This window comes from Myxococcus sp. AM011 (assembly GCF_013372595.1).
GTDB lineage: Bacteria > Myxococcota > Myxococcia > Myxococcales > Myxococcaceae > Myxococcus > Myxococcus eversor.
In genome coordinates, this window is sequence record NZ_JABXEM010000088.1 from 14,160 (window position 1) to 38,075 (window position 23,916).

At 69.6% G+C, this 23,916-nt stretch carries 20 protein-coding genes; 11 read left to right on the forward strand and 9 right to left on the reverse strand.

The genetic code is table 11. The features are described 5' to 3' along the window. The first annotated feature begins 3 nt into the window (after positions 1-3). From HUW62_RS19630 to HUW62_RS19660, 7 genes are all read left to right on the forward strand, one after another. Positions 4-711 (forward strand): response regulator transcription factor, encoded by a 708-nt coding sequence (locus HUW62_RS19630; protein WP_176435292.1) that lies wholly within the window; start codon positions 4-6, stop codon positions 709-711. Further along, positions 708-2,462: a sensor histidine kinase KdpD gene (locus HUW62_RS19635; protein ID WP_163861978.1), complete on the forward strand. Its 1,755-nt coding sequence runs from the start codon at positions 708-710 to the stop codon at positions 2,460-2,462. The genes HUW62_RS19630 and HUW62_RS19635 overlap by 4 nt, the downstream gene beginning before the upstream one ends. A 402-nt stretch (positions 2,463-2,864) precedes the next feature. Continuing rightward, positions 2,865-3,416: an ECF-type sigma factor gene (locus tag HUW62_RS19640; RefSeq protein ID WP_163861980.1), complete on the forward strand. Its 552-nt coding sequence runs from the start codon at positions 2,865-2,867 to the stop codon at positions 3,414-3,416. A gap of 270 nt (positions 3,417-3,686) precedes the next feature. Further along, positions 3,687-5,876, forward strand: a complete 2,190-nt coding sequence (locus HUW62_RS19645) for a hypothetical protein (protein WP_217911432.1) — start codon at positions 3,687-3,689, stop codon at positions 5,874-5,876. 131 nt (positions 5,877-6,007) lie between these two features. Beyond that, positions 6,008-7,924 carry a HEAT repeat domain-containing protein gene (locus HUW62_RS19650; protein WP_163861987.1) on the forward strand — a complete coding sequence of 639 codons (1,917 nt, stop codon included), beginning with the start codon at positions 6,008-6,010 and terminating at the stop codon, positions 7,922-7,924. A 54-nt stretch (positions 7,925-7,978) separates the two neighbouring features. Continuing rightward, positions 7,979-9,748, forward strand: a complete 1,770-nt coding sequence (locus HUW62_RS19655; protein ID WP_176435293.1) for a hypothetical protein — start codon at positions 7,979-7,981, stop codon at positions 9,746-9,748. Between the two features lie 50 nt (positions 9,749-9,798). Next, positions 9,799-10,518, forward strand: coding sequence for a hypothetical protein (locus tag HUW62_RS19660; RefSeq protein WP_240356098.1), 720 nt, complete (start codon positions 9,799-9,801; stop codon positions 10,516-10,518). Positions 10,519-10,624: 106 nt separating this feature from the next. On the opposite strand, the gene HUW62_RS19665 is transcribed toward HUW62_RS19660, so the two are convergent. The 5 genes from HUW62_RS19665 to HUW62_RS19685 all read right to left on the reverse strand — a co-directional run bounded on the left by HUW62_RS19665 (position 10,625) and on the right by HUW62_RS19685 (position 16,283). After that, complete coding sequence (locus HUW62_RS19665) at positions 10,625-12,367, reverse strand: DUF885 domain-containing protein (RefSeq protein ID WP_176435295.1); 1,743 nt, start codon at positions 12,365-12,367, stop codon at positions 10,625-10,627. 22 nt (positions 12,368-12,389) lie between these two features. Beyond that, positions 12,390-13,706, reverse strand: a complete 1,317-nt coding sequence (locus HUW62_RS19670) for an amidohydrolase (RefSeq protein WP_176435296.1) — start codon at positions 13,704-13,706, stop codon at positions 12,390-12,392. Between the two features lie 95 nt (positions 13,707-13,801). Beyond that, the gene (locus tag HUW62_RS19675; RefSeq protein ID WP_176435297.1) at positions 13,802-14,950 is read right to left on the reverse strand and encodes an SDR family oxidoreductase; all 1,149 of its coding nucleotides are present in this window, start codon (positions 14,948-14,950) and stop codon (positions 13,802-13,804) included. Between the two features lie 22 nt (positions 14,951-14,972). Further along, the gene (locus HUW62_RS19680) at positions 14,973-15,515 is read right to left on the reverse strand and encodes a TetR/AcrR family transcriptional regulator (protein WP_176435298.1); all 543 of its coding nucleotides are present in this window, start codon (positions 15,513-15,515) and stop codon (positions 14,973-14,975) included. Positions 15,516-15,599: 84 nt separating this feature from the next. Next, entirely contained in the window at positions 15,600-16,283 is a 684-nt protein-coding gene (locus tag HUW62_RS19685; RefSeq protein ID WP_163862009.1) for a hypothetical protein, read from the reverse strand. A gap of 159 nt (positions 16,284-16,442) precedes the next feature. On the opposite strand from HUW62_RS19685, the gene HUW62_RS19690 reads away from it, so the two are divergent. Both HUW62_RS19690 and HUW62_RS48845 read left to right on the forward strand, forming a co-directional pair. Next, entirely contained in the window at positions 16,443-17,033 is a 591-nt protein-coding gene (locus tag HUW62_RS19690; protein WP_176435299.1) for a hypothetical protein, read from the forward strand. 157 nt (positions 17,034-17,190) lie between these two features. Then, the gene (locus HUW62_RS48845) at positions 17,191-18,579 is read left to right on the forward strand and encodes a DUF4157 domain-containing protein (RefSeq protein ID WP_255203521.1); all 1,389 of its coding nucleotides are present in this window, start codon (positions 17,191-17,193) and stop codon (positions 18,577-18,579) included. 64 nt (positions 18,580-18,643) lie between these two features. On the opposite strand, the gene clpB is transcribed toward HUW62_RS48845, so the two are convergent. Next, entirely contained in the window at positions 18,644-21,268 is a 2,625-nt protein-coding gene (gene clpB / locus HUW62_RS19700) for an ATP-dependent chaperone ClpB (protein WP_163862015.1), read from the reverse strand. Between the two features lie 237 nt (positions 21,269-21,505). Between clpB and HUW62_RS19705 the strand changes: the two genes are divergently transcribed. Continuing rightward, on the forward strand, positions 21,506-22,036 hold the full coding sequence (locus HUW62_RS19705) for a hypothetical protein (protein WP_163862018.1): 531 nt from the start codon (positions 21,506-21,508) through the stop codon (positions 22,034-22,036). A 15-nt stretch (positions 22,037-22,051) separates the two neighbouring features. Here HUW62_RS19705 and HUW62_RS19710 read toward each other — a convergent pair whose 3' ends face one another. Genes HUW62_RS19710 through HUW62_RS19720 form a run of 3 tightly spaced genes read right to left on the reverse strand, consistent with a single transcriptional unit; the run spans position 22,052 to position 23,345 of the window. Next, positions 22,052-22,702, reverse strand: a complete 651-nt coding sequence (locus HUW62_RS19710; RefSeq protein WP_176435300.1) for a hypothetical protein — start codon at positions 22,700-22,702, stop codon at positions 22,052-22,054. Further along, positions 22,699-23,013, reverse strand: coding sequence for a DUF1844 domain-containing protein (locus HUW62_RS19715; protein WP_163862020.1), 315 nt, complete (start codon positions 23,011-23,013; stop codon positions 22,699-22,701). The genes HUW62_RS19710 and HUW62_RS19715 overlap by 4 nt, the downstream gene beginning before the upstream one ends. Then, positions 23,010-23,345 (reverse strand): RNA polymerase subunit sigma, encoded by a 336-nt coding sequence (locus HUW62_RS19720; RefSeq protein ID WP_176435301.1) that lies wholly within the window; start codon positions 23,343-23,345, stop codon positions 23,010-23,012. The genes HUW62_RS19715 and HUW62_RS19720 overlap by 4 nt, the downstream gene beginning before the upstream one ends. Positions 23,346-23,438: 93 nt before the next feature. Between HUW62_RS19720 and HUW62_RS19725 the strand changes: the two genes are divergently transcribed. Continuing rightward, a partial coding sequence (locus HUW62_RS19725) for a thiamine phosphate synthase (protein ID WP_176435302.1) occupies positions 23,439-23,916 on the forward strand: 478 nt, incomplete at its 3' end.

Below are 23,916 nucleotides of genomic sequence, written 5' to 3' on the forward strand. Positions count from 1 at the left end.
GTCATGGCCGCGCGCCGAGTGCTCGTCGTCGAGGATGACCCCGCCATCCGGCGCGGAATCGTGGATGCGCTTCGCTTCGAGGGCTACGAGGTCCTCGAAGCGGGCGTGCGTGAGGAAGGCCAGCGACTGGCGGAGCGCACGCCGGTGGATCTGGTGCTGCTGGACCTGGTGCTCCCGGACGGTGACGGGTTGGATTTGCTCCGGGCCGTGCGCAAGAGCCGGCCGACGCTGCCCGTCATCATCCTCACCGCCCGGGGCCAGGAGGAGGACCGGGTGATGGGGCTGAAGCTCGGCGCGGACGACTACGTGGTGAAGCCCTTCTCGGTGCGCGAGCTGCTGGCCCGCGCGGGCGCGGTGCTCCGGCGCTCGGCGGAGCGGCCCCAGGGTGCCCCCCGCGTGGACTTCCCAGGAGGCCACTTCGTGGTGGAGCGCCGTGAGCTGAGCTTCGACGATGGCTCCCGGACGGACCTCTCCGAGCGCGAGGCCGAGGCGCTGCGCTACCTGGGGGAGAACGCCGGGCGGGCCATCTCCCGGGAGGAACTGCTGGAACGCGTGTGGCATCTGCCCGCGAGGAGCGTGCAGACGCGCACGGTGGACATGACGATGGCGCGCCTGCGGGAGAAGCTGCGCGACGATTCCGCGGAGCCCCGCGTCATCCTCACGGTGCGCGGCAAGGGCTACATGTTCTCCGTGCCGGGCGGCCCGAGATGATTCGCTCCTGGCGTGTCTGGCTCGCGGTGAGCGCCTGTCTGCTTCTCGCGCTGGCCGGCGTGGTGTGGCTGTCTGTCTTCGCCCTGCGGTTGGACCGCGCGGACCGTCAGGCGCGTGAGAGCGCGGGGCGAGAGGAGAACGTGCGGCTGGCCCTGTGGCGGCTCGACTCGGAGCTGCTGCCGCTGGTGGCTCGGGAGAGCGCGGTGGCGGTGGAGGCCTATGCGGCCGTGGCCCCCGCGCGCGGCGTCCTGGATGCGGAGCGGCGCCCTCTGCCCGAGGGCCATGCCTGGGTGGCCTCGCCGCTGCTCGCGGGTCCCCCGGAGCATGTCCTGCTGCACTTCCAGATGGGCCCCGACGGAGCGGTGTCCTCGCCCCAGGTGGTGGTGCCCGCGCTGCGAACCCCGTCCCTCCCTCGCCCCGGAGTGGATGAGGAGGTCCTTCGCGAGCGGCTGGAGCAGGTGTCGCGCCTGCTGCGGGACGCTCGCGTGGGGGAGGCGCTGGCGAGGCGCGTTCCCACTCCGTCCGTCCCCATGTCGCGGCGGGGGGCTGGTATCAAGCTGGCGGACGCGCTCCAGTGGACGAAGAACGCGAGCGAGTTCGATGCGCGCTCCCGCAGCGCCCGCCAGGCCGCGAGTCAGAACGTCGTGGGCTACGGCAAGGTGGCGCCCTTGGAGCAGGCCCTCGCCCGGGAAGTCGTCGAGGAGATGCGGGCCATCTGGGTGGGAGACGCGTTGCTGCTCGGTCGGCGCGTCCAGGTGGACGGGCAGGACTACATCCAGGGCTGCTGGCTGGACTGGCCCTCGCTCCGGCGATGGCTCCAGGGGAAGGTGGAGGACCTGCTGCCGGGCGCGACGCTGGAGCCCGTGAAGGACGCGGGGGCGGTGAAGGGAGAGGGACGGATGCTGGCGTCGCTGCCGGTGCGGCTGGTGCCGGGCGCGGCTCCGAGCGAGGAGGGCTCGTCGGGGGCGCTGTCGTCCCTGCCCCTGGTGTTGATGGTGGCGTGGAGCGGCGTGGCGCTCGCGGGCGTGGCCGTGGTGGCGCTCCTGGGCGGGGTGATGTCGCTCAGCGAGCGCCGGGGCGCGTTCGTCTCGGCCGTGACGCACGAGCTGCGCACGCCGCTGACGACGTTCCGGATGTACACGGAGATGCTGTCGGCGGGGATGGTGCCGGACGCGGAGCGCCGCCAGGAGTACTTCGACATCCTCCACCGGGAGGCGGAGCGGCTGAGTCACCTGGTGGAGAACGTGCTCGCCTATGCGCGAATCGAGCGGGGACGGACTCCCGCGCGACTGGTGCGCGTGGAGGTGGGCGCGCTGCTCTCCCGGATGGAGGAGCGGCTCTCCGAGCGCGCACTCCAGGCGGGCCTCTCCCTCCACGTCGAGGTGCCTCCGGGCGTGGCCGTGCTCACGGACCCGTCCGCGGTGGAGCAGGTGCTCTTCAACCTCGTGGACAACGCAGCGAAGTACGCGGCGGGCGCGGCGGACAAGCGCCTCCATGTGGAGCTGGAGCGGCGCGGCAGGAGCGTGGGGCTGGCGGTGAGGGACCACGGCCCCGGGGTGGACGCAGCCACCGCGCGCAAGCTCTTCGAGCCGTTCTCCAAATCCGTGCAGACCGCGGCGAAGTCCGCGCCCGGCGTGGGGTTGGGCCTGGCGCTGTGCCGTCGCCTCGCCAGGAGCATGCGCGCGGACCTGCGCTACGAGCGGGTGCGTGGAGGCGGTGCGCGCTTCGTCCTCTGGCTGCCCACCGTCTGACGTCCGTCGGGACTCACCTTCAGCCCGGAAAGTCGCGCGCCTGCTGCCCGGGCAACGGCCTCCCGTGCCCGCATGGGCCGCCCGCATGGGCCGCCCGCATGGCGTGTCGCCTGGCGAGCAGGGCTGCCTGGCGCAGACAACCCGACGTCTCGCTCCGCGAACGTACTCCAGTGGTCCCTGGGGATGTGGAAAAGCGAGAAATTCAAGAAATAGCAGTGAGGTTGCGTTGCGCGAGGCCACCCTGGGAGCGCAGGTTGGGTAATCCCACCGGGCAGGGAATTGTCGGCATTCACGAAAAACAATTCTTTGTTCTCAAGATTCGCGGGGGAACTCGTTCGAAATCGTAGGCAGGCGTGGCGAAGCGACTCGATGGGATGTGAGACCCAGGAGGACACCATGGGCATGTCGGAGATGACATCGCTGCTGGACGGCGCTCGCAACGGGAACGCGGAGGCTCGGGACGCCCTGAGGTGGGTGGCGTACCAGGAGCTGCGGGAGATGACGCACTCGGACATGAATGGCGAGTCACCGCGCCTCTCCACGGGCCCGACGATGCTCCTGCGCGACATCTGGGGGCGCCTGTCGGGGGACGTCCTGGACGCGGACCGGCGACGGCACTTCATGGGCGCGGGTGCCCAGGCGATGCGCCGGGTGCTGGTGGAGGGCGTGCGGGTGCGCAATGCGCGCCGGAGCGCCGCGCGCCGCGAGCCGTTGTACCTGCGCGACGAGGTCTTCGAGTTTCCGGTCGGCGTCGAAATCGACGTCCTGGAGCTGGAGCGGGTGCTGGTGGAGCTGGAGGCGTTCAAGCCCCGGCTGGCCCGCGTCGTCGAGCTTCGCTACTTCGCGGGCCTGGGCATCCAGGAGACCGCGGCGGTGCTGGGCGTGGTCCCCGCCACCGTCCGACGCGACTGGACCTTTGCTCGCGGTGACTTGTGCGAGCGCGTGGGCCACTGATTCCCTGAAGCGCTGAGTCGTCCCCGGCCGAGTCCGGGCCTCGAACCCTCGAGGCCTCGGGCTCGTTCGTCGTTTCGTGGCCCACGGGCAGTGTCGCGTGGAGGCTGTTGCCTCGCAGGCAACGCTCCTGGGCGCCGTGTTGCTCCCGGGTCCTCGCCTGGCGCGCTCGTCTCCTCCCGTCCCCGAGTGAGCAGCGCGCGGCACAGCGTGTGCTCTGTGGCTGCGCGGGCCGAGCCCGAAGCCGGCCCCACACCAAGGACGAAGCTGCATATGACCAAGGGGAAGAGAGTGGGTCTGTTGGGGAGCCCGCTGCGTTGGGCCGGACTGTCCGTGACGATGCTGGCGGCGCCCGCGAGTGTCGCGGCGCCGTGCACGACGCCGGTGCTGGAGCAGTGCGCGAACGTGGACTACCGCTCGAGCAGTTGCGGGAAGTCCTTCGACGCGTACTGCCAGGACCTCACGGAGACGGCGTGGAAGGCGCGCTGGGAGCAGTCGCCCAAGAAGGTCGCGCTGTTGCCGGATGCGCTCGGTGGCAAGACGGCGACGGTGGGCACGCAGCCCGTCACGCTGGGCGTCACCAACTTCAGCGGCATGGACCAGAGCCTCGCGGGCCAGGTGCTCAAGGGCCAGGTGCTCTACCGCAAGCGGCTGGAGAACCTGACGAAGGCGGAGAAGGCGTACCTCACCCAACTGGAGGCCTGGGACAAGAACGGCACGCAGCTCACCTCGTGCCAGGAGTTCGTGGACGAGAAGTACCTCGGCTACAGCCGCTTCGAGCGGCTGGCGGGTCAGTACGGTGACGACTACCGGGCGCTCTTCACCGCGGCGTACGGCGCGAACGGCATCGCGAACCGCACGCTGTACAGCAAGGACCAGAAGAAGCTGGCGCCCATCTGGGCGGACCAGATGGTGGCGAAGAACGCGTACTTCGAGTTCTCGCCGGGCCCGTACCCCGATGGTGTCGGCGGCTACAAGTTCACCAGCGAGGCCGCGTCCCTGGCCAACAACGAGCAGGCCCGCAAGTGGGCCACGCCGACGGACGCCTGGCACGAGGCGATGAGCAAGCAGCTCAGCAAGACCGCCGACGACGTGCTCACCGTGCGCCAGGAGGAGCAGGAGGTCTTCACCGCCCTGCTGCGCCAGCGCGAGGCCGTCTACGCCGAGTGGCAGCAGGCCGCCGCCCTCTACAAGCGGCAGGACCGGGACCCGAAGGAGCTGAACAACGCCGCGGGCGAGCATCTCTACGTGCTCGACAAGGCCATCGAGGAGCGGCTGGTGCAGGCCCAGGAGAAGGGCTGCCTCGACAGCTCGAAGGCGACGTCCTGCGACTGGAGCCCGCGCCGCTACAAGGGGCAGCTCGACGCCGCCATGGGGCCGCGCCGCGCCGCGGACCTGCAGGCCTGTCTGAACCTGACGGGCAACGACTTCAGCGAGAAGAGCTTCGTTCGCAACGCGAACCTGCTGAAGATCTCCGCGCTGAAGGAGAAGGACTACACGCTCAACTCCACGCTGCTCACCCAGTACCTGAGCATCTACGGCCAGTACATCGCGAAGCTGGACGCTCCGGTGGAGCCGTCCACGGGCCTGGTGCGCCACGGCGGTGAGCACGGCGACAGTGGCTCCTCCGGCGACAGCACGTTCGGCGGTGGCTACGACTACAAGGCGGGCTGGGAAGTCACCGCGCCCGGCGGCGACCTGAAGGCGAAGGGGTTCGGCCTGACGGGGCCGTGGTGCGACTACAACGCGCGGGTCTACGCGGAGTTCAACGCGTCCGCGAACGTGTTCGGCTCCCCGCGGTTCGAGGTGGTCCACGTCGCCGGCGAGGCGGGCACCGAGGGCAACGGCATCCGGCTGAAGCTGGACGCTCGCGTGCTGACCCTCTCCGTCTACAGCCACGACCGGAACTACCCGCTGCGCATGACCTTCGCGGAGGACAAGCCCTTCTACAAGAGCGACGCTGCCAAGGCCTCCACCACCTTCATGGTGTGGTTCATCCCCGTCACCATTTCGGGCGGCGTCTCCGCCGAGACGGGCGTCAAGATCTCCCTCGGTGGCGCCATCACCCGTGACTGCGCGGCGGACCTGCTGGGCGTGGACATCTTCGGCATCATCACCCCGTACCTCACCGCGAACGGCTTCGCGTCGGTGGGTATCGGCATCCCGGGGCTCCAGGCGGCCGTGCGCGGCGAGGTGACCATCACCCGCGTGAATCTGCCGCTGTACAGCGATGTCGGCATCTACCTGAGCTCGCCCTCGCACCCGACGAACCCGAACACGCTGTTCCTGCGGCTCACGTCGAAGCTCGACATCGAGGCGCGCTTCCTGGACGGCCGCATCATGCTCTTCGCCGAGCTGGGGCCCCTGTCCGCGGAGTTCCCCGTCTTCACGTGGAGCGGGTTCGGCATCAAGCACAACATCTACACGCAGCAAGTGACCGTGCCGATGGCCCAGATTTTCTAGCCACCCGCGCAGGTCCAGAAGCCGGCTCCTCCCATCGAGGCGGAGCCGGCCTCTCTTCCGCCACCCCGATGCAGATGTGTCGGGGTGGCCCCTTCCCAAGTCCTCTTCCGTTCCGATTCCTGGAGTCCGTCATGCGTCGCCAGAGGTTCGCCGTCCGCACGGCCGTGCTGTCCACCCTGCTGCTCACCGGCTCGCTGTCCGCCTGGTACTTCACGCGCCCCACCGCGGCGGTCGCCGACCCCTCGGCCGTCGTGAGCGACTCGCGGCTGCCCCTGTACCAGTGGACGCTGGGCGAGGAGCGCGTCTATCGCCTCGTCTGGGACGACCTCCAGCGCGTGTCGCTGCCCCTGGCCACCGCCGGCGAGTCCACGACGATTGACGGCACGCTGCACCTGGAGGGCTCGCTGGCGCTCCAGGCGTTGGAGGTGCGCCCCACCGGTACGCGGCTGCGCCTGACGCTGAAGTCGCTGGAGCGGCACGAGGCCATGTTGTCGGGCCAGCCGCTCCTCCCCGACGCCGCCACCTTGGCGGCGCACCTTCCCCAGTCCGCCTCCGCGTGGGTGGAGCTGGACGCCCGGGGCGCGCTCCTGGCCGTGCGCTACTCGGAAGCAGAGCCGCCCATGTTCCGTCAGCTCACGCAGACGCTGGCGGCCGAGATGTTCCCCACCGAGCTGAAGGATGCCTCCGAGTGGAACGCCCTCGAGGCCACCCAGACGGGCGACGTGGAGGCCAGCTTCCGCTTCGAGGGCGATGGGGACGCGAGGCTGACGCGCCGTCGCTCGCGCTACCAGAAGCTGCGTGCCGCGGGCGGGGCCGCGCCCTTCCAGCAGGACCTCAGCTCGCTCACGCGCTTCGAGCGCACCCCGGACGGGCGGCTGGCGGGCGTGTTCCACGACGAGTCCCTGGACGCCTCGCGCTCCGACGGCGGCGCGCTGATGTCGCGGCGGATGCGGCTGCGCGTGGAGTTCGCCTCCCGCGAGCTCAAGCCGCTCGTCGCGACCAGCGAGGTCAAGTCCATCATCCGCCAGCCCGCGCAGATTGCATTCGAGGGAGACCCCGAGGTCGCGCTGCTGCGCAGCCAGGCCGATGGGATGACCATCGACCGCGTGCTCCAGGTGCTCTCCACCGCCACGAGCCCGGAGGCCATCGCGGGCCTGGACGGCTTCGTGCGCCGCGCCATCGCCGCGCTCAAACTGGAGCCCGAGCGCACGCGGGAGCTGTCGGGCGCTTTCCTGCGCAAGGGCGCGTCGCCCGGGCTGCGCGAGCTGACCATGGACATCCTGGCCGGGGCTGGCCATGCCGAGGCGCAGGCCACGATGCGCGAGCTGCTCCAGTCGCCGGTGGCCCGCGAGCACGAGGCTGCCTTCGGGTTCATGGTGCAGCGCGCCGGCTTCCTCAAGGAGCCCGAGCCGGAGACGGGGCGGATGCTCACGGCGATGCACGCCCAGGCCCGAGCGGCGAACGACGTGGGCACGGAGCGGGCGTCCCTGTACGCCCTGGGCGGCGTCGTCTCGCACCTGCCCGAGGGCGACCCGGAGGTGGCGACGTACATGCGCCCGCTGGAGGACGCGCTGCGCGATGCCCGCGATGACGAGGAGCGCCTGCATGCGCTGCGCGCGCTGGGCAACACCGGCCAGGAGTCCGTGCTGGACCAGGCGGGGCCCCACCTCCGCGCGGACTCGGCGGAGGTGCGCGCCGCCGCGGCGGGCTCACTGCGCAAGGCGCCGCAGGAAGTGGCCACCCGCATGTTGCTGGACTCGCTCGGCTTCGAGAAGGAGCGCGTCGTCCAGGCCGCGCTGCTCGACGCGCTGGATGCGCGCACGCTGGACGCGGCGGACCTGGAGCGACTGCGGGCCTGGGTCGTCTCCGGCCAGCTCGCATCCGGCGCGGAGTCCACGCTCCTGAACGTCATCACCCACCGGCTCGACGGCAGCGCGCCCATCTACCAGATGCTCCAGGCCCTCGCGCTGCGCCCGGGACAGCAGTCCTCCGTGCGCGCCCGCATCATGTCCTTGATGGCCCAGTCCTCCGCGCAGCGTGACGGCTGAGCCATCGCTTCCCTTCGCCTCCTGTCTCAATCACTCCCAGCATTCGAGGTCTTCATGAAACGCATTCTGAACGGGCTGGGCCTGGTGGCCCTGCTCAGCCTCTGGTGGTCTCCGGTGGCCCAGGCGGACGTCCTGGACGACGTCTGGCGCGGTACCAACGTGCGCCTCAACGCGGCGCGCATCCACGTGAAGGGCAACGACTACGCCACGGGCTACTGGCTGCTGCCCAAGGCGTCCGGCACGCTGAACCTCAACGTCCCCGCGCGCGACTTCGGCATCAACTCGGACGTGGTGCTGCGCATGTCCGGCTCGCGCTCCGGCAACGTCCTGACCTGGACCTTCAACGAGACGCTCTCGACGCCCTACTACCTGGGCGGCGCCAACAGCGTCACCCGCGTGCGCGGCACGCTGAAGGCCCTGGCCCGGCAGGTGCGCGGAGCGGATGACCCGTTCTGTGCCCACTCCGCGTGTCCGCACAACGTGGAGCTGCTGTTGACCTCCGGCAGCCAGGTCTGGGTGGACGGCTACACGGACATCGTCTTCAAGTTCGATTGGACCGAACCCGTGTCGGTCCGCCAGTTCGTGGCCTACGCGGGCATGCCCCGTCCCCGGCTGTCGTCGGTTCGCGTGCTGACGTCCACCAACCGTTGCCAGTCGTCGGACCCCTCGGAATTGGTGGGCGAGGTGACGCTGAGCAGCCCCGCTCCCACGGGGGGCGCGCTGGTGGAGTTGATGAGCGTGGATGCGAGCGTGGGCGTGCTCAACGTGCGCGTCCCCGAGGCCCAGCGCACCGCGCGCTTCGCCATGCGGCTGCCCCCGGGCTGGTCCGGTCCCACCGTCATCCAGGCGTCGTCAGGAGGCGTGAATCAGACGCTCAGGGTCGCGCTCCAGCGGTGCGTCCTCATCGTGTTCCCCTTCAAGTACTGGTTCACGTTGCCGCGGTACTCCATCCCGCGCTTCGTGCTGAACGGGGGCTCGGTGGTGGCGCGGCTGGAGAACCAGGAGTCGGACTCGCTCATCACCACGAAGGACACGTATTCGCTCCAGGAGGTCCTCAAGGCGAACCGCGTGGAGGTGAAGGGCGTCAGTGGCAGCGGCGACGTGTTCGGCACCGCCTACACGTCCAAGGGCCCCAACGCATTCCGGCTGAAGGCCAGCGCGGTGAAGTCGGGCCCGGAGCTGTGGGTCGACGGCTACGAGGCGCTCCTGGGCAATGCGCATGGCACCCCGCTGGTGCGCTGGCCGGATGACAAGGACACCGTGTACCTGGTGGACGAGGTCGGCCCGATGAAGCACCAGGGCCTGGCCGGGCTCGCCTCGGGTCGCATCTTCTTCAACGCCCTGGGTGAGGCCGCGTCGACCGTGGCGACGAGCAAGGGCACCCGCGCGGTGCGAATCGTTGGCAAGGAGTCCCAGGTCCTGGTGGACCAGGAATCGGAAGTCACCGCGCTCAACGACGTGGGCGTGGTGCTCGGAACGGTTCGCACCTCCGACAAGAAGCTCAAGCCCTTCCGCTGGTCTCGGAAGGAGGGCACGCAGTGGCTGCCCCTGCCCGAGGGTTTCGCGACCGCGAAGGCCGTGTCCCTCAATGCCAGCGGCTGGGCCGTGGGCACCGCCACCTCCGAGGATGGCAAGACGCAGTCGGCGTTCATCTCCACCCCGGACGGGAAGAAGAGCGTCCCTCTGTCCCAGGTGGCCCCCGTGGAGCTGACCAAGGCGGGTTACCGCTTCGTGGAGGCGCTGGCCGTCTCCGACGACTTCGAGGTCCTGGTCCGCGCGGTGGATGGCGAGGGACAGACCGTGCACCTGGTGCTGCGCCCATGAGCGACGCCGACACCGTGCTCCCTTCGATACTGCGAATGAGGAATCCCATCGTGAACCTGAACTCACCCCTGCGGGGGCTGTTGATGCTGTGCATGGTCGTCATGGCGGGCTGTGGAAGCTGCCAGGGAAGCAACCCGAGCTGCGACCCCAGCCAGGCGGGCACGCAGGGCTGCGCGTGCCGCACCGACTCCGCGAGCTGCAACGCGGGGCTGGCGTGCAACAGCGGGACGTGTGTGCCGTGTGGCTCCGAGGGGCAGGAGTGCTGCGTCGTCAGCGCCACGGGGACTTGCAGTGGCTCGCTGATGTGCGTGATGGAGTCGGGCGGCGAGCTGTGCCGCAACTGCGGTGATTTGGGCGAGGCGTGCTGCAACTCGGCCAGCGGTCAGATGTGCAACCCGGGAGGCAACTGCGTGGGTGGCAGCTGCAGGTCCGTGACGGGCGGAGCGTGCGACCCCTCGGGCTCCATCTTCGTCGTGGGCATCCAGGACATGAACCTGTGCGCGGTGCGCACCGTGGAGGTCCGCGCGACGACGGCGGCGAACGCGATGACGTGCGCGACCACCAGCGGGATGCTCAACTCCGGCGAGTCGTTCTACGAGGTTCCGAACACGCCCATCACCGACTACGAGATGTGCGTGGAGACGTCGGCGGAGGGGCGGCGCACCACGTCGGTGAGGGCCTTCGGAGACTTCGAGGCCCGGCGCTGCGCGCTCTTCACCCGCTGCGGGAGCGAGGGCTGCCTCAGCCTCTTCCCGGGGCGCTGCATCTAGTCACGAGGGGAGGTGAGGAGCACGGGCGTCTTGGGGGACGCGCGTGCTCCCGCGAGTCGCGGCGAGGGCCTTTCGGCCCGGAGGCCCTCGTCGCGGCCCGCGGTCCTCAGCGCAGGAGCAGCCGCCGCACCAACGGAAGAGGGAGGCTGCCCTGGGCGACGAAGGCGTCGTGGAACTGCTTGAGGCCCTGGCCCTTCGCGGCCTGGTAGTCCTGGGCCAGACGCTGCACCTCCAGCTTGCCGAACGTGTAGTAGAGGTACGTCGGGTTGTAGGCGCCGCGTCGGGCCTCCTCGTAGGCATTGGCTGGCTGTTGGAAGCACTTCTCGACGAACAGGCGCGCGGCCTCCTCCACCGTCCAGCCCGCGGTGTGAAGCTTGATTCCGGCCACGTAGCGGCAGTCGCGCAGCAGGGCCTCGGAGAGCTGCGCCAGGCGCGGCTTCGGGTCTCCTCCGCCGAAGCCCTGGTCCAGCATCATCTGCTCGGCGTAGTGGGCCCAGCCCTCCGCGTTGCTGCCCACCGCGACGAGCTTGCGGACCTTCGTGGGGAAGCGGGGCGCATAGAGGAACTGGAGGTAGTGGCCGGGCCACACCTCGTGGATGTTGATGATGGACACGACGGGCGCGTTGTAGAGGCACAGGTGCTCCTCCTTGTGCTTCGCGTCCCAGTCGGGCTCCACGGGCGTGACGTAATAGAAGGCCTCGGTGGCCTTCTTCTCGTAGGGCCCGGGCGTGTCCATGGAGGCGAAGGAGCCCGAGCGCGCATACGGCGGCGTCTCCTCCACATGCGGACGCACCTCCGAGGGAATGGTGACCAGGTCCTTGGCGACGAGGAACTCGCGCACGCCCTCCACGGAGCGGCGCACCGTGGGGATGAGCTCCTGGGCCGTGGGGTGGTCCACTTCAATCCTGGCCATCACCTGGGCCGGCGAGAGGCGCGGGTCGATGCGCTTCGCGGTGGCCACGAAGTCGCGGTAGTCCTTCTCCAGATTGGCCTCACCGCGCGCGAGCAGCTCCGGCAGGGGCAGGTCAATCATCTCCTCGTAGCGCAGCTTGGTGAGGAAGCGCTCCTCGCCCAGCGCGTACTTGCCCGTGGAGCGCGGCAGCAGGTCCTTCTCCAGCCACTGTGCGTAGTCCTTCACGGCGGCCACGGCGGCGCGGTTGGCCACGAGGAACGAGGACTGGAGCACGGCGTCGTTGCCCGCGGCGTCCTTCGCCCACGTCGCCACCGAGCCCTCGAAGAAGCCCACGGAGCCCTTCGCCATGCGCAGGGCCAGCTCGGTGAACTCGCGCGGCGGCGTCTGGACGTTGGCCTTGCCGGCCGCGAAGACCGCGGGCACGGCCTTCAGGCGCGCAATCACCGAGCGCAGCCGCTCGATTTTCGGCGCGAAGTCGCGCTTCATCAGCCCGTCGATGGCGCCGCCCGGCAGCCCCGCGTACAGCATGGGATTGTGCTCCCAGCTCCGCAGGACGCTCAGCTCGTACTGCTCCGCGAGCAGTTGGCTCTCCAGGGCCTCCGCGTCGATGGTGTCGTCGAAGGAGAGCGCGCCCTTGTCCACGGCGTGCAGTCGCGCGAGCAGCGTGTCCAGCTCGCGGATGCGGGCCTCGATGCGTGGCCGGCTCAGGTCCTCCAGCTGGTTGTCATAGGCGTGAAGTCCCACCGCCGTGCCATTGGAGGGCGAGAAGTCGAACGAGGCCTCGAAGATGGTGTCCACCAGCTTCGAGAAGTTCTCGGGCGGATGGGCACCCCCCGAGGCGGACTCGGGGGCGGAGGCGGGCACTTGCCGCGCGCAGGCGCAGAAGAGCCAGCAGGCGGAGAGGAGGAGCGCGCGTACGAGGGCGGCTTTGGGCATGCCGCCGTTCTACCAAGGCGCCTCAGGGCTTGCCCAAGAGCTCCAGGGCCGACGTTGTCAGTGCGGTGACACCCGTGCGCAGCGTGCGCTCCCGGTCCGGGATGAATCCGGAAGAGTGGAGAGAGGGGAGCGGCTCACCGCCCGAGCGGGACTGCGTGAAGCGCTGGGGCTCCACGGCGCCGAGCCAGAGCATCACCGCGGGGACGCCCGCGCGGCCGTACTCGGAGAAGTCCTCGCCGCCCATGACGGGCTGGGCCTCGCCCACGTTCTTCTCGCCCAGCACCTTCGACACGGCGTCGGTGAGGCGGCGGGTGAGCGCCGGGTCATTGTAGGTGGCGGGCGTGCCCTCGGTGACTTCGACCTTGGGTGGACGGGTGGCGCCGGAGACGAGGGCCTCCCCCTTCGCGACGCGTTCGATTCCGTCGAGCAGCGCCTTGCGTACCTCTGGCTTGTACGAGCGCACGGTGAGCTGCAGGCGCACCTCGTCCGGGATGATGTTGTGCTTGGTGCCGCCTTGGATGGCGCCCACTGTGATGACGCCGGGCTCCAGGGGATGCTTCTCCCGGCTGACCACGGACTGGAGCGCGAGCACGGTGCGCGCCGCCATGACGATGGGGTCCACCGTGGTGTGCGGATACGCGCCGTGGCCGCCCTTGCCGTAGAGGGTGATGTCCACCGAGTCCACGTGCGCCATCGCGTAGCCGGCCACGTACTCCACGCGTCCGGCGGGAGCCGCGGTGGTGTTGTGGAGGGCCACCGCGAAGTCGGGCTTGGGGAAGCGCTTGAAGAGGCCATCGGCCAGCATCTTCCGGGCGCCCGCGCCCACCTCCTCCGCGGGCTGGCCCACCAGCATCAGCGTGCCGCGCCACTGGTCCTTCTTCTTGGACAGCAGCGTGGCGGTGCCCAGCCACACCGTCATGTGCACGTCATGTCCGCACGCGTGCATCACCGGCACCGTCTGGCCTTCGGGGTTCTTCACCGTCACCTTGCTGGCGTAGGGCAGGCCCGTCTTCTCCTCCATGGGCAGCCCGTCCAGGTCCGTGCGCAGCATGACGGTGGGGCCCGGCCCGTTGCGCAAGAGCGCGACGACGCCCGTGCCACCGACGCCGGTGGTGACGTCGAAGCCCAGCTTGCGCAGGCGCTCGGCGAGCTTCGCGGCGGTCTTCTCCTCCTGGAACGACAGCTCCGGGTTCTGGTGCAGGTCCCGATAGAAGGTGTCCAGCTCCGGATAGAGGCCATCCAGGCCCCCCAGCACGGCGGACGGCTGCGCCGCGAGTGAGCGCTCCACGGGAGCGGTCAGGAGGACGACGAGCAAGGCCAGCAGGGAAGGGCGATTCACCAGGAGGTCTCCGGTCCGTGTCGAAGGCGGCGCCACTACACCACAGGACGGGGCGCTCGGTGCGAGGAGCGCGCGGGGGCTCTGGACAGGTGGGGTCAGGCGGGACGCACTGCTGCTTCGCGGGCCCGTTCGACATCGGGGGTGAAGTCGGTGGCGCGAAGGAAGTCGAACCAGCGGTCCATCACCGTGTGCACCGGAGGGAGCTCCATTCCCATGCGGCGGGCCAGCGTGAGTGCGGGCTCCACCGGGTAGCGGGCCGTGTCGAGGAAGTCGAGCGACTCCGTGGCCGCGCTGAGCAGTCGCTCGGGCAGCCAGCGCACCCACGAGACGGGCAGGGTGAAGCGCGGTGCCCGTCGACCGGAGCGCTCCGCCGCCCACCGGATGAGCTGATGGAGGGGAGGGGTGCTCGGGTCCAGCAGCGTGTACTCCTGCCCGAGTGTCTCGGGGAGCTCCGCCACGCCCGCGAGGAATCGCGCCAGGGTGTCCACGGCCACCACGGGGACGAAGGTCTCCGGTGAGCCCAGCAGCACGGGCATCGTCCCTGCGTGGACGCGCTGCAACGTGTCCCCGAGCCCCAGGCTCTGCACTGTCGCCCCGGTGCGGCTATCGCCGATGACGGAGGACGGGTGCACCGTGGTGACGGGAACCCCGAGCCGCGCGGCTGTCTCCAGCGCCACCTGATGCGCGAGCGCCTTCGAGGCCTCATAGGCGCCCGAGCCCGTGAAGCCCCGCGTGGGCGCGGGGACGACTGCGCCCGAGGCGTTGAGTCGAGGCCCGATGCGGTAGCCGCCCACGAGCACGAGCCGGCGCAGGGAGGGCAGTCGGGAGGCCAGCTCCACCACGGCGCGGGTGCCTTCCACGTTGGTTCGCCGTGCATCATCGGCGGACAGGTGCCAGGCGAAGCGCGCGCCCAGGTGGAAGACGTCGCGCACGCCGTGGAGCGCGAGCTCGTCATCGGCGCTCAGTCCCAGGCGCGGCGCATCCAAGTCGCCTTCCAGGAACACGAGCCGCTCCGGTGCGCCGCCCATAGCGGCCACCCAGTCCCGATACGCCTGGGCCCGCGCCCCCGCGTTGCGCGACAGCAGGGCCACCCGCTGCCCGCGCCGCGTGAGCTCGGGCACGAGCCAGCGCCCTATCAATCCCGTGGAGCCGATGACGAGCGCATCTGGTGACGACATCAACATGATGACCTCGATATATATAGACCAGTCTACATATTCTGGAGTCGAGCCGACGCGGCCCATCCGCGTTGACTCGGGCCCAGAGTCAGTCCAGCGACAGCAGGCGCTCCAGTTCCTTTGACAGCTCCTCGACGGGAGCCCTGCTGCGGTGGGCGCGCATGAGCAGCAGTGCGCCTTCGATGGATGAGAGCAACAGGGCCGCGCGTCGCCGCGACTCGGCGGGCGTGAGGCCCTCCGCGCGGAGCCGCTCGGCGAGGAGCTGTTGCCAGTTGCGCAGCGCCTCGGCGGCGGCCGCGCGCACCGGCTCGGGAGTGGCACCCGAGGAGAGGACCACGGCCGACACGGGGCAGCCCTTCTCGAAGCCGGAGGCCTCCGCCCGGTCCGCGAGCGTCGCCAACGCGCGACGCAGCCCGGAGACGAGGCCCTTCTCGCTGGCGAGGTGTTCACCCAGCAGCCGCGTGACTTCCATGGAGGAGACCTGGAGCGCCTCCACCGCGAGCTGCTCCTTGCCGCCCGGGAAGTGGAAGTACAGCGAGCCGCGCGGCGCCTTGCCTGCCTCCAGCAACTCCTGGATGCCCGCACCCGCATACCCCGAGCGCTCCAGCATCTCCGCCGCCGCGGCAATCATCCGCCGGCGTGTGTCCTCTCCCTTGCTCACGAGGAGATGAATATACCGGTCGTCATATTCTGTCGAGCCCTTCTGGGGCCCGGCTCAGCGGCGGCCCTTGCCCAGCTTTCCGATGAAGAGGACGTGGCGGGGGCCCTTGGTGCCGTGGGCGTGGGGACGGAGGACCTCGACGGTGAAGCCGCACTTCTCCATGCGGCGCTCGAAGGCGGGGGCGGAATCCGCGCTCCATACGGCGAGCGTGCCTCCGGAGCGCAGGGCGCGGGCGGCGTTGGAGATGCCACGCAGGCCATAGAGCCCCTGGTTGTCGGGGTGGGTGAGGGCGCTGGGGCCGTTGTCCACGTCGAGCAGGATGGCGTCGAAGGTGGCGGAGTTGCGGTTCATCACATCGCCGACATCCCCTTCGATGACGGTGACGCGCTTGTCCTCGAGAGGTGCTCCAGCGAGGGGCGCCAGGTTCGGGCCCCGGTTCCAGGCGACGACGGTGGACAGCAGCTCCACGACGGAGACGCGGACGCCCGAGCCCACGGTGTCCAGCACGGCGCGCAGGGTGTAGCCGAAGCCAAGCCCTCCAACGAGCACCCGCCCGGTTCCGGCCGCCACCACCCCGGCGCAGCCCGCCTTCGCCAGCGCCTCCTCCGAGCCGTGCATCCTGCTGGACATCAGCGTCTGGCCGCGCACGCGCAGGACGTATTCATCCCCTCGGCGGACCAGGGTCAGCTCCCCCACGTCCGGCAGGTTGGCGCTCTCGAGTGTCTCCCAGGGCTTCATGGGCACGGCTCTTCGCTCGGAGCCGGCCCTGGGTCAAGCACTCCGCACGGCACACCGGGCCCTCGCGCCGCCGCCTGTGCGCAACGTCCGGGGCCATCCTCATCCATACCCCCGCGAGTAGCCGCCACCGGGCGGCGCGACGAAGGGGGAATCCAGACCATGAACGAGCGCGAGGCATATCTGCGGAAGATGGACGCGGAGAAGCAACGAATCGACGCGCGCATCGCGGAAGTCGAGGCGCAGTCCGATATCCGCAAGGCGGACGACGACCTGAAGGAGCTGCGAGGCGTGAAGGAGCGACGCGAGGCCTTCCACCGCAAGCTGGAGGAGTGGCGCAAGCGCGGCACGGAGGACTTCGAGCGGGGCAAGCAGGAGCTGCTCCAGGTCTGTGACGACACGAACAAGTCCCTGGTCGACGCGGAGGAGAAGGCGGGCGTCAGGCGCGCGACCTACGAGCGCAAGCGCGAGGCGGAGCTGCGCGAGCTGGGAGCGCAGTTCGACGCCTGGGATGCGAACGTCTCCCAGACGCGGGCCGAGGACTCGCTGCTCACGAAGCAGGAGCTCCAGTTCCTGCGCGGCTCGTTCAAGAGCACGGGGGATGCGCTGCGTCGCCTCATGTCCGCCAAGGGCGGCGAGTGGTCTCGCCTGCGCCAGGAGTACGAGGCCTCCTGGAGGGAGCTGCAGGAGAACTCGCGCAAGATTCGCGCGGACAGCGCGGATGCGTCGCAGTCGCCGCCTTCTCCCTCTTGAGCCAGGGGACGGGGACGTGGGGATGAGACGCTCCACGTCCTCTGCTCGGAAAGGACCTGCCCCGGTGTGAAGCCGCCTGACGCGCGCGACACCCGGGGCATCCTGTCAGCCTCTGAATCCTGCGCGGTACATTGCGTGTCTCGACGGGAGACCTCGCATGGGCGTGTTCGTTCAGGAGTCGCTGTCCACGCGGGATGAGTCAATCTCCGAGCCCTCAAGTGTCACCGCGGGGGGCAACTCCCGGGCGCGTGCGCTGGGCGAAATCCAGAGGGCGTTCGATTCGTCGCCCCGGGTGGTGGCCCAGGCGAAGCAGGCCCAGACGCTCCAGCGCCGCGCGTCACCCCGCAACGACACCGGGCTGCCCGACGGCTTGAAGTCCGGAGTGGAGTCGCTCTCCGGCATGTCCATGGACGACGTGCGGGTCCACTACAACTCGTCTGCGCCCGCGCAGCTCCAGGCGCTGGCGTACACGCAGGGCTCGGACATCCATGTGGCGCCGGGGCAGGAGAAGCACCTGGCCCACGAGGCGTGGCACGTCGTGCAGCAGAAGCAGGGGCGCGTGCAGCCCACGACGCAGCTTCAAGGCGAGTCCCTCAACGACGCGCCGGGCCTGGAGCGCGAAGCGGATGTCATGGGCTCGCGCGCCTCGGGCCTGAAGCTGACCGAGCCAGTCCAGCGCAAGGTCGATGCCCCTCTGGGGGCGGGCGGTGCGCCCATCCAGCGAGTGGCGGTGCAGCTCGGCGCGGATGATGAAGGGGAAATCACCGAGGTGAATGTGGGAGGCCGCGCGGGCTCCCTCTGGCCCAGTGAGCGGCACCACACCACACCCTGGCAATCGTATCTGGACACGCTCGACGGTGAGCTGACGGGACTGTCCTTCGCTGAGGCCACCCAGAGCATGAACGGACTCGACGACCACCTGAGGGCCCTGCCGGGCTGGGGCCTGCGCAATCAGCTGCAAGGCCTCAAGAGGGCGGCGCTGCAGGCGGAGGTCGCGGAGCTGAATACCCGACGGGCCAACGCCAACGCCCTGGGGGATGACTCGCCCCTGCTCGCGATATCGCTCCAGCGCTACATCCAGCAGTGGCTGGTGGTGCGCAGCAAGCTCCCCCTGGCCCAGGCGGACTTCGGCGGAGGCGCCGGCACCGTGGCGAACGACGCGCTGGTGGCGCGCGACGCGAACACGGGAGGCGACGTCGACGATGAAGACCTCGAGGCCGCGCTGTTCAGCATGTTCGACTTCAAGACGGTCCAGGACACGATGACCGAGTCGGATGGCAGCAATGCCGACGAGGAGTACGAAATCTTCGGGTTGGACCCGGCCCGCATGGCCACGGCGGGCGTGGGCCTGGATGCCCTCAGGGGCATGGCTTTCCGGCAGCATGCCCGCTCCATCCGCAAGGCCTATCCCACCGCGTTCGGCCAGCTCTATGGCGGTGAGGCCAATCCCATCAACGCGATGGTGGCCGCCATGGAGCAGCACTGGCAGGACAACTCCGCCGCTGATTCCGAGGCCTCCGACGACAGCATGTCCGACTCCGAGTGACGGAAAAACGCACGGGGCCCCACCGAGTGACGGTGGAGCCCCGGAGCACGCACGAGCCCGGCCCCTACTCCGCGCGCTTCACCTTCTTCGCCGTGTCCACCAGCACCTTGGCGAAGGTGAGCCCGGTGGGGCCCGCGTCCGCCTGGATGGTGTCACCCGGCAGGAACTCACCGCTGAGCACCTTGAGCGCCAGCGGGTCCAGCAGGTTCTTCTGCACCGCGCGCTTCAGGGGCCGCGCGCCGTACGTCGGGTCGTACCCGCGCTCCGCCAGCATCTCCCGGGCCGCGTCCGTCAGCTCCAGCGACAGCCGCTTGTCGGCGAGCAGCTTGTCCAGCTTCGCGAGCTGGATGTCGACGATGCGGTAGATGTCCTTCTTGCGCAGCGGCTCGAAGATGACGATTTCGTCCACGCGGTTGAGGAACTCCGGACGGAAGTGGCCGCGCAGCGCGTCCATCACGTCCTCGCGCGTCTTGTCGTCCAGCTCCTCCTTGCCCGCCATGCCCGACTGGATATCGGCGGAGCCCAGGTTGGAGGTCATGATGAGCACCGTGTTCTTGAAGTCCACGGTGCGGCCCTGGCTGTCCGTCAGCCGGCCCTCGTCCAGAATCTGCAGCAGGATGTTGAAGACGTCCGGGTGCGCCTTCTCGATTTCGTCGAAGAGCACCACCGTGTACGGACGCCGGCGCACCGCCTCGGTGAGCTGGCCGCCCTCCTCGTAGCCGACGTAGCCCGGAGGCGCGCCCACCAGTCGGGCCACGGCGTGCTTCTCCATGAACTCCGACATGTCGATGCGGACCATGGCCGTGTCGTCGTCGAAGAGGAACTCCGCCAGCGCCTTCGCCGTCTCTGTCTTGCCCACGCCCGTGGGGCCCAGGAAGATGAACGAGCCGATGGGCCGGTTGGGGTCCTGCAACCCGCTGCGCGCGCGGCGCACGGCGTTGGACACCGCTTCAATCGGGCTGCGCTGACCAATCACCCGCTGGGCCAGCCGGTCCTCCATGTGGACCAGCTTGTGGACCTCGCCCTCCATCAGCCGCGAGACGGGGATGCCCGTCCACTTGGCCACCACGGCGGCGATGTCCTCGGAGTCCACCTCCTCCTTGAGGAACTTCTGCTTCTTCTGCAGCTCCAGGAGCTTGAGGTTCTGCGTCTGGACCTCCTTCTCCAGGGAGGGCAGGACACCGAACTTCAGCTCCGCGGCGCGGTTGAGGTCGCCCTGGCGCTCGGCGGCGACCTGGTCGTTCTTCACCTTCTCCAGCTTCTCCTTCAGCGTCCGGATGGCGCCGATGGCCGTCTTCTCCGCGTCCCAGTGGACCTTGAGCGCGTCGAAGCGCTCGCGCAGGTTGGCCAGCTCCTTCTCGATGACGGCCAGTCGCTCTTGCGAGTGCGGGTCCGTCTCCTTGCGCAGGCCCTCCTTTTCGATCTGGAGCTGCGTCATCTTCCGGCGCATGTCGTCCAGCTCGGTGGGCATGGAGTCGATTTCGATGCGCAGGCGGCTGGCGGACTCATCGATGAGGTCGATGGCCTTGTCCGGCAGGAAGCGGTCGGAGATGTAGCGGTGGCTGAGCGTGGCGGCGGCCACCAGCGCGGTGTCCTGGATGCGCACGCCGTGGTGCACCTCGTAGCGCTCCTTCAGACCGCGAAGGATGCTGATGGTGTCGTGCACGCTGGGCTCGCCCACGAACACGGGCTGGAAGCGGCGCTCCAGGGCCGCGTCCTTTTCAATGTGCTTGCGGTACTCGTCCAGCGTCGTCGCGCCAATGCAGTGCAGCTCGCCGCGCGCCAGCGCCGGCTTGAGCATGTTGCCCGCGTCCATGGCCCCCTCGGCCTTGCCCGCGCCCACAATCGTGTGGATTTCGTCGATGAAGAGGATGACCTGACCGGATGCGTCGGCGACCTCCTTGAGCACCGCCTTGAGCCGCTCCTCGAACTCACCGCGGAACTTGGCGCCGGCCACCAGGGCGCCCATGTCCAGCGTGATGAGCTGCTTGTTCTTCAGGCCCTCCGGCACGTCGCCGTCGACGATGCGCCGCGCCAGCCCCTCGGCGATGGCCGTCTTGCCCACGCCCGGCTCGCCAATGAGCACCGGGTTGTTCTTCGTGCGCCGGCTGAGCACCTGGATGCAGCGGCGAATCTCCTCGTCGCGGCCGATGACGGGGTCCAGCTTCCCCGCCCGCGCCGCCTCCGTCAGGTCCCGCCCGTACTTCTCCAGCGCCTGATAGGTGGATTCAGCATCCTGGCTCGTCACGCGCCCGGAGCCGCGGACCTCCTTGAGGGCGGCCACCACCCGCTCACGGGTGATGCCGGACGCCTTCATGACCTCGCCCGTCGTGCCCTTGTCCTGGGTCAACGCGAGCAGCAGATGCTCGGACGAGATGAACTCGTCCTTGAGCGCCTTGGCCTCGTCGTCCGCCTTGTCGAACGTCTTCAGCAGGCGCTGGCCGAGCATCGCGCTCTCGCCCCCCTGCATCTTGGGCAGCTTGCCCAACGCCTCGCCCAGCCGGGACGAGAACAGCTTCACGTCCGCCCCCAGCTTGCGCAGCAAGGGGTCGACGATGCCGTCCTTCTGTCCCAACAACGCCGCGGCCAGGTGCTCCGGCTCGTACTGGGGATTGTCGGCGCGGCGCGCCAGCGTCTGGCCTTCCGTGATGGCTTCCTGCGCCTTCACCGTGAACTTATCGAGTCGCATACACTCAACGTAAGAGTCGACTCGGGCTTGGCAAACGGCCGGGCTTATTTAACGCGCGGCGTCACCCTGCGCCGGAAGCGGAATACTTTGGACTCCTGGTAGCGGCTGGGTTTTCGAGGTGCTTGAGTTGCCAGAGGGGTGGCGGCTCGGTTATAGGCGGCGCCCACCCTCGGGGGGCTGAACCTGGAAGCGCACGGCGGCTATCTCATTCGACTCGAAAGCTTCAACGGGCTGGAGTTGCTCCAGCAGGCCCGTGAGGCGCTGCGACTGGACGGTGCCTCGGGCGCCACCGGCCTGCAGGTGTCGGTCAATCGGCGCCGCAAGGTGGTGCGACTGGCCTACGTGGGCCCCTTCACGCAGGGCCGGCCGGGGGCGCACTGGTATGCGGCGCACCATGCGCTGCCTCGCCTGCTGTCCCGGGCGGCCAACGCGACGGTGCACGTCTACGTGTTTGATCCAGACGAGGGCGAGCAGGTCGTCGCCTACGGCAACGGACGGCGCGTGGGTGGCGAGCGGGTGGTCTACGACCGCGTGGAGCTGCCCGAGGGCCGCCCCGAGGACCTGGACGAGGCGGCCTTCCTGCACATGCAGTCCCGCTGGCCCATGGGGCACCTGGCGCACGTCTTTGGACTGTCGCGCAAGGAGCTGCTGCGGCTGCCCCGCGCGGAGCTGGGGCGGGTGTTGTCGCTGGAGGAGGAGACCTCGGCGGACGTGGAGTCCGCGCTGGAGGCCCTGCTGCCGGGCGGCGTGGCACCCCACGCCCCCTGAAGTGCCGCGGGACTGCTAGCCGTCGGCCGGGCTGTCCTGGGCGACGAGCGCGTCCCGCACGGTGTCGCTGCGGAAGTACTGGCCGAGCAGGGCGAAGGTGCCCGCGATGACGGCCGTGCCCAGCACCGTCAGGCCCAGGGCCATCCACGGGGCCACGCTGCCGACGACCTCGGCCGTCGTGGGGTCCTGGTACTCGGGGCGCTGGGTGAGCGTCTGGGTGAGGGTGACGCCCACGCGGCGGGACACCACGGCCCACTGGGCGCCGTCGATGGTGCGCAGCACCGCCACGGTGAGCGCGGCGCGGCCGAGCATCTTCCGCAGGGCCTCCCGGGGCAGCCCGTCCGAGCGGAGCATGTGGGAGGCGGACACGAAGACGAAGGCGCACGCGATGGCGAGCACGCCCATCAGCACGGCGCGAGGCTCCCGCATGGGCTCCAGGGCCTGGTACTGGGCCTCCAGGAGCTTCTGGAGGATGGCGGGGTCGCTGCCCAGGAGGAACGGCGGGCCGGCCTCCATGTGCCGCGAGCGGACCTCGTAGAAGTGGGCCATTTCCATGGCCTCGTTGAGCGCGCCCCAGCCGGTGAAGATGGCGAGCACGACACCCACGAGCGCCGCGAAGCGGATGCGCCCGGGCAGCCTGCCCGAGCGGGGAACAGGCGCCGTCACCGCTTGCTCGCCTCCACGAAGCGCAGGCGGAGATCCGCGAGCAGGCTGTCGAAGAGACGCTCCTCGTCCGCCGTCAGGTTGCCCCGCGTCTTCTGCCGCAACAGCGACAACAGGTCCAGGTTCTGCCGGGCCAGCGGCAAGTCCTTCGACGTCTGGCCCGTCTCCGGGTTCGGCGTATCACCAAGGTGGATGAGCACCGCGGTGCCCAGCCCCATGATGAACGTGCCGAAGGAGATGGCCTCCTCGGACGCGGAGCGCGCTTCCCCCCGCATCACGAAGGTCTCGCCGCGCTTCTCGTCCACGGGGCTCATGGGGTGCCCGGCTCCTCGCCCTCGGCGATGTCCTTGAGCGCGGCCTCGTCGGCGGAAACGGGCGTCTCGTCGGCGACGTCGGAGGACTCGTCCTCGTCCTCGTCCTCGTCTTCGTCGTCCGCCTCGTCCTCTTCGTCGAGGTCATCCTCTTCGTCGTCGTAGTCGTCCGTGACGTCGTCGTCCATGAACGTCTCCACCGGCGTGGCCTTGTCCGCCACATCCGGCAGGCCCTTCACGTGGCGCTCGAACGCCTTCTCGTCCAACTGGCCCGAGCGCAGGTACCGCTCCGCGGTGCGCTTATCGAGATACTTGGGGTCCACCGTGTCCGCCATGTTTCAAATCCTCGGAATTGCTTGGAAAATAGCGGGCTACCTTATAGCAGAGGGGGCATCTGTCAACGCCGCCGTCCCGCCTTCCTGGTGCCGATGAACGCCCCGCCTCGTCCGCTGCTTCCCCCGGGCCCGTATCTGCTGTGCGACGACACCGTCCGGGGGGACATGCCCCTGGTGCTCAAGGCCGAGCGGATGCTCGCGGGAGGCGCCCGGGTGGTGCAGTTGCGCATGAAACGCACGCCGATGCGAGAAGCCCTGGCGGTGGCCCGGCAGGTGGCCTCGCTGTGTCGGCGGGCGGGCGCGGTGTGCCTGCTCAACGACAGGGTGGACCTGGCGCTGCTGGCGGACGCGGATGGCGTGCACGTGGGTGACGAGGACCTGCCCCCGGAGGCGGCGCGTGCGCTCCTGGGGCCTGGCCGCCTGGTGGGCGTCACGGTGCGGGACGTGGAGGGCGCGATGGCCGCGCGGGATGCGGGCGCGGACTACGTGGGCGTGGGGCCCGTCTTCGGCACGACGACGAAGCAGGTGCCCGCACCGGTGATGGGGCTGGAAGGCCTCGCGCGGGTGGTGA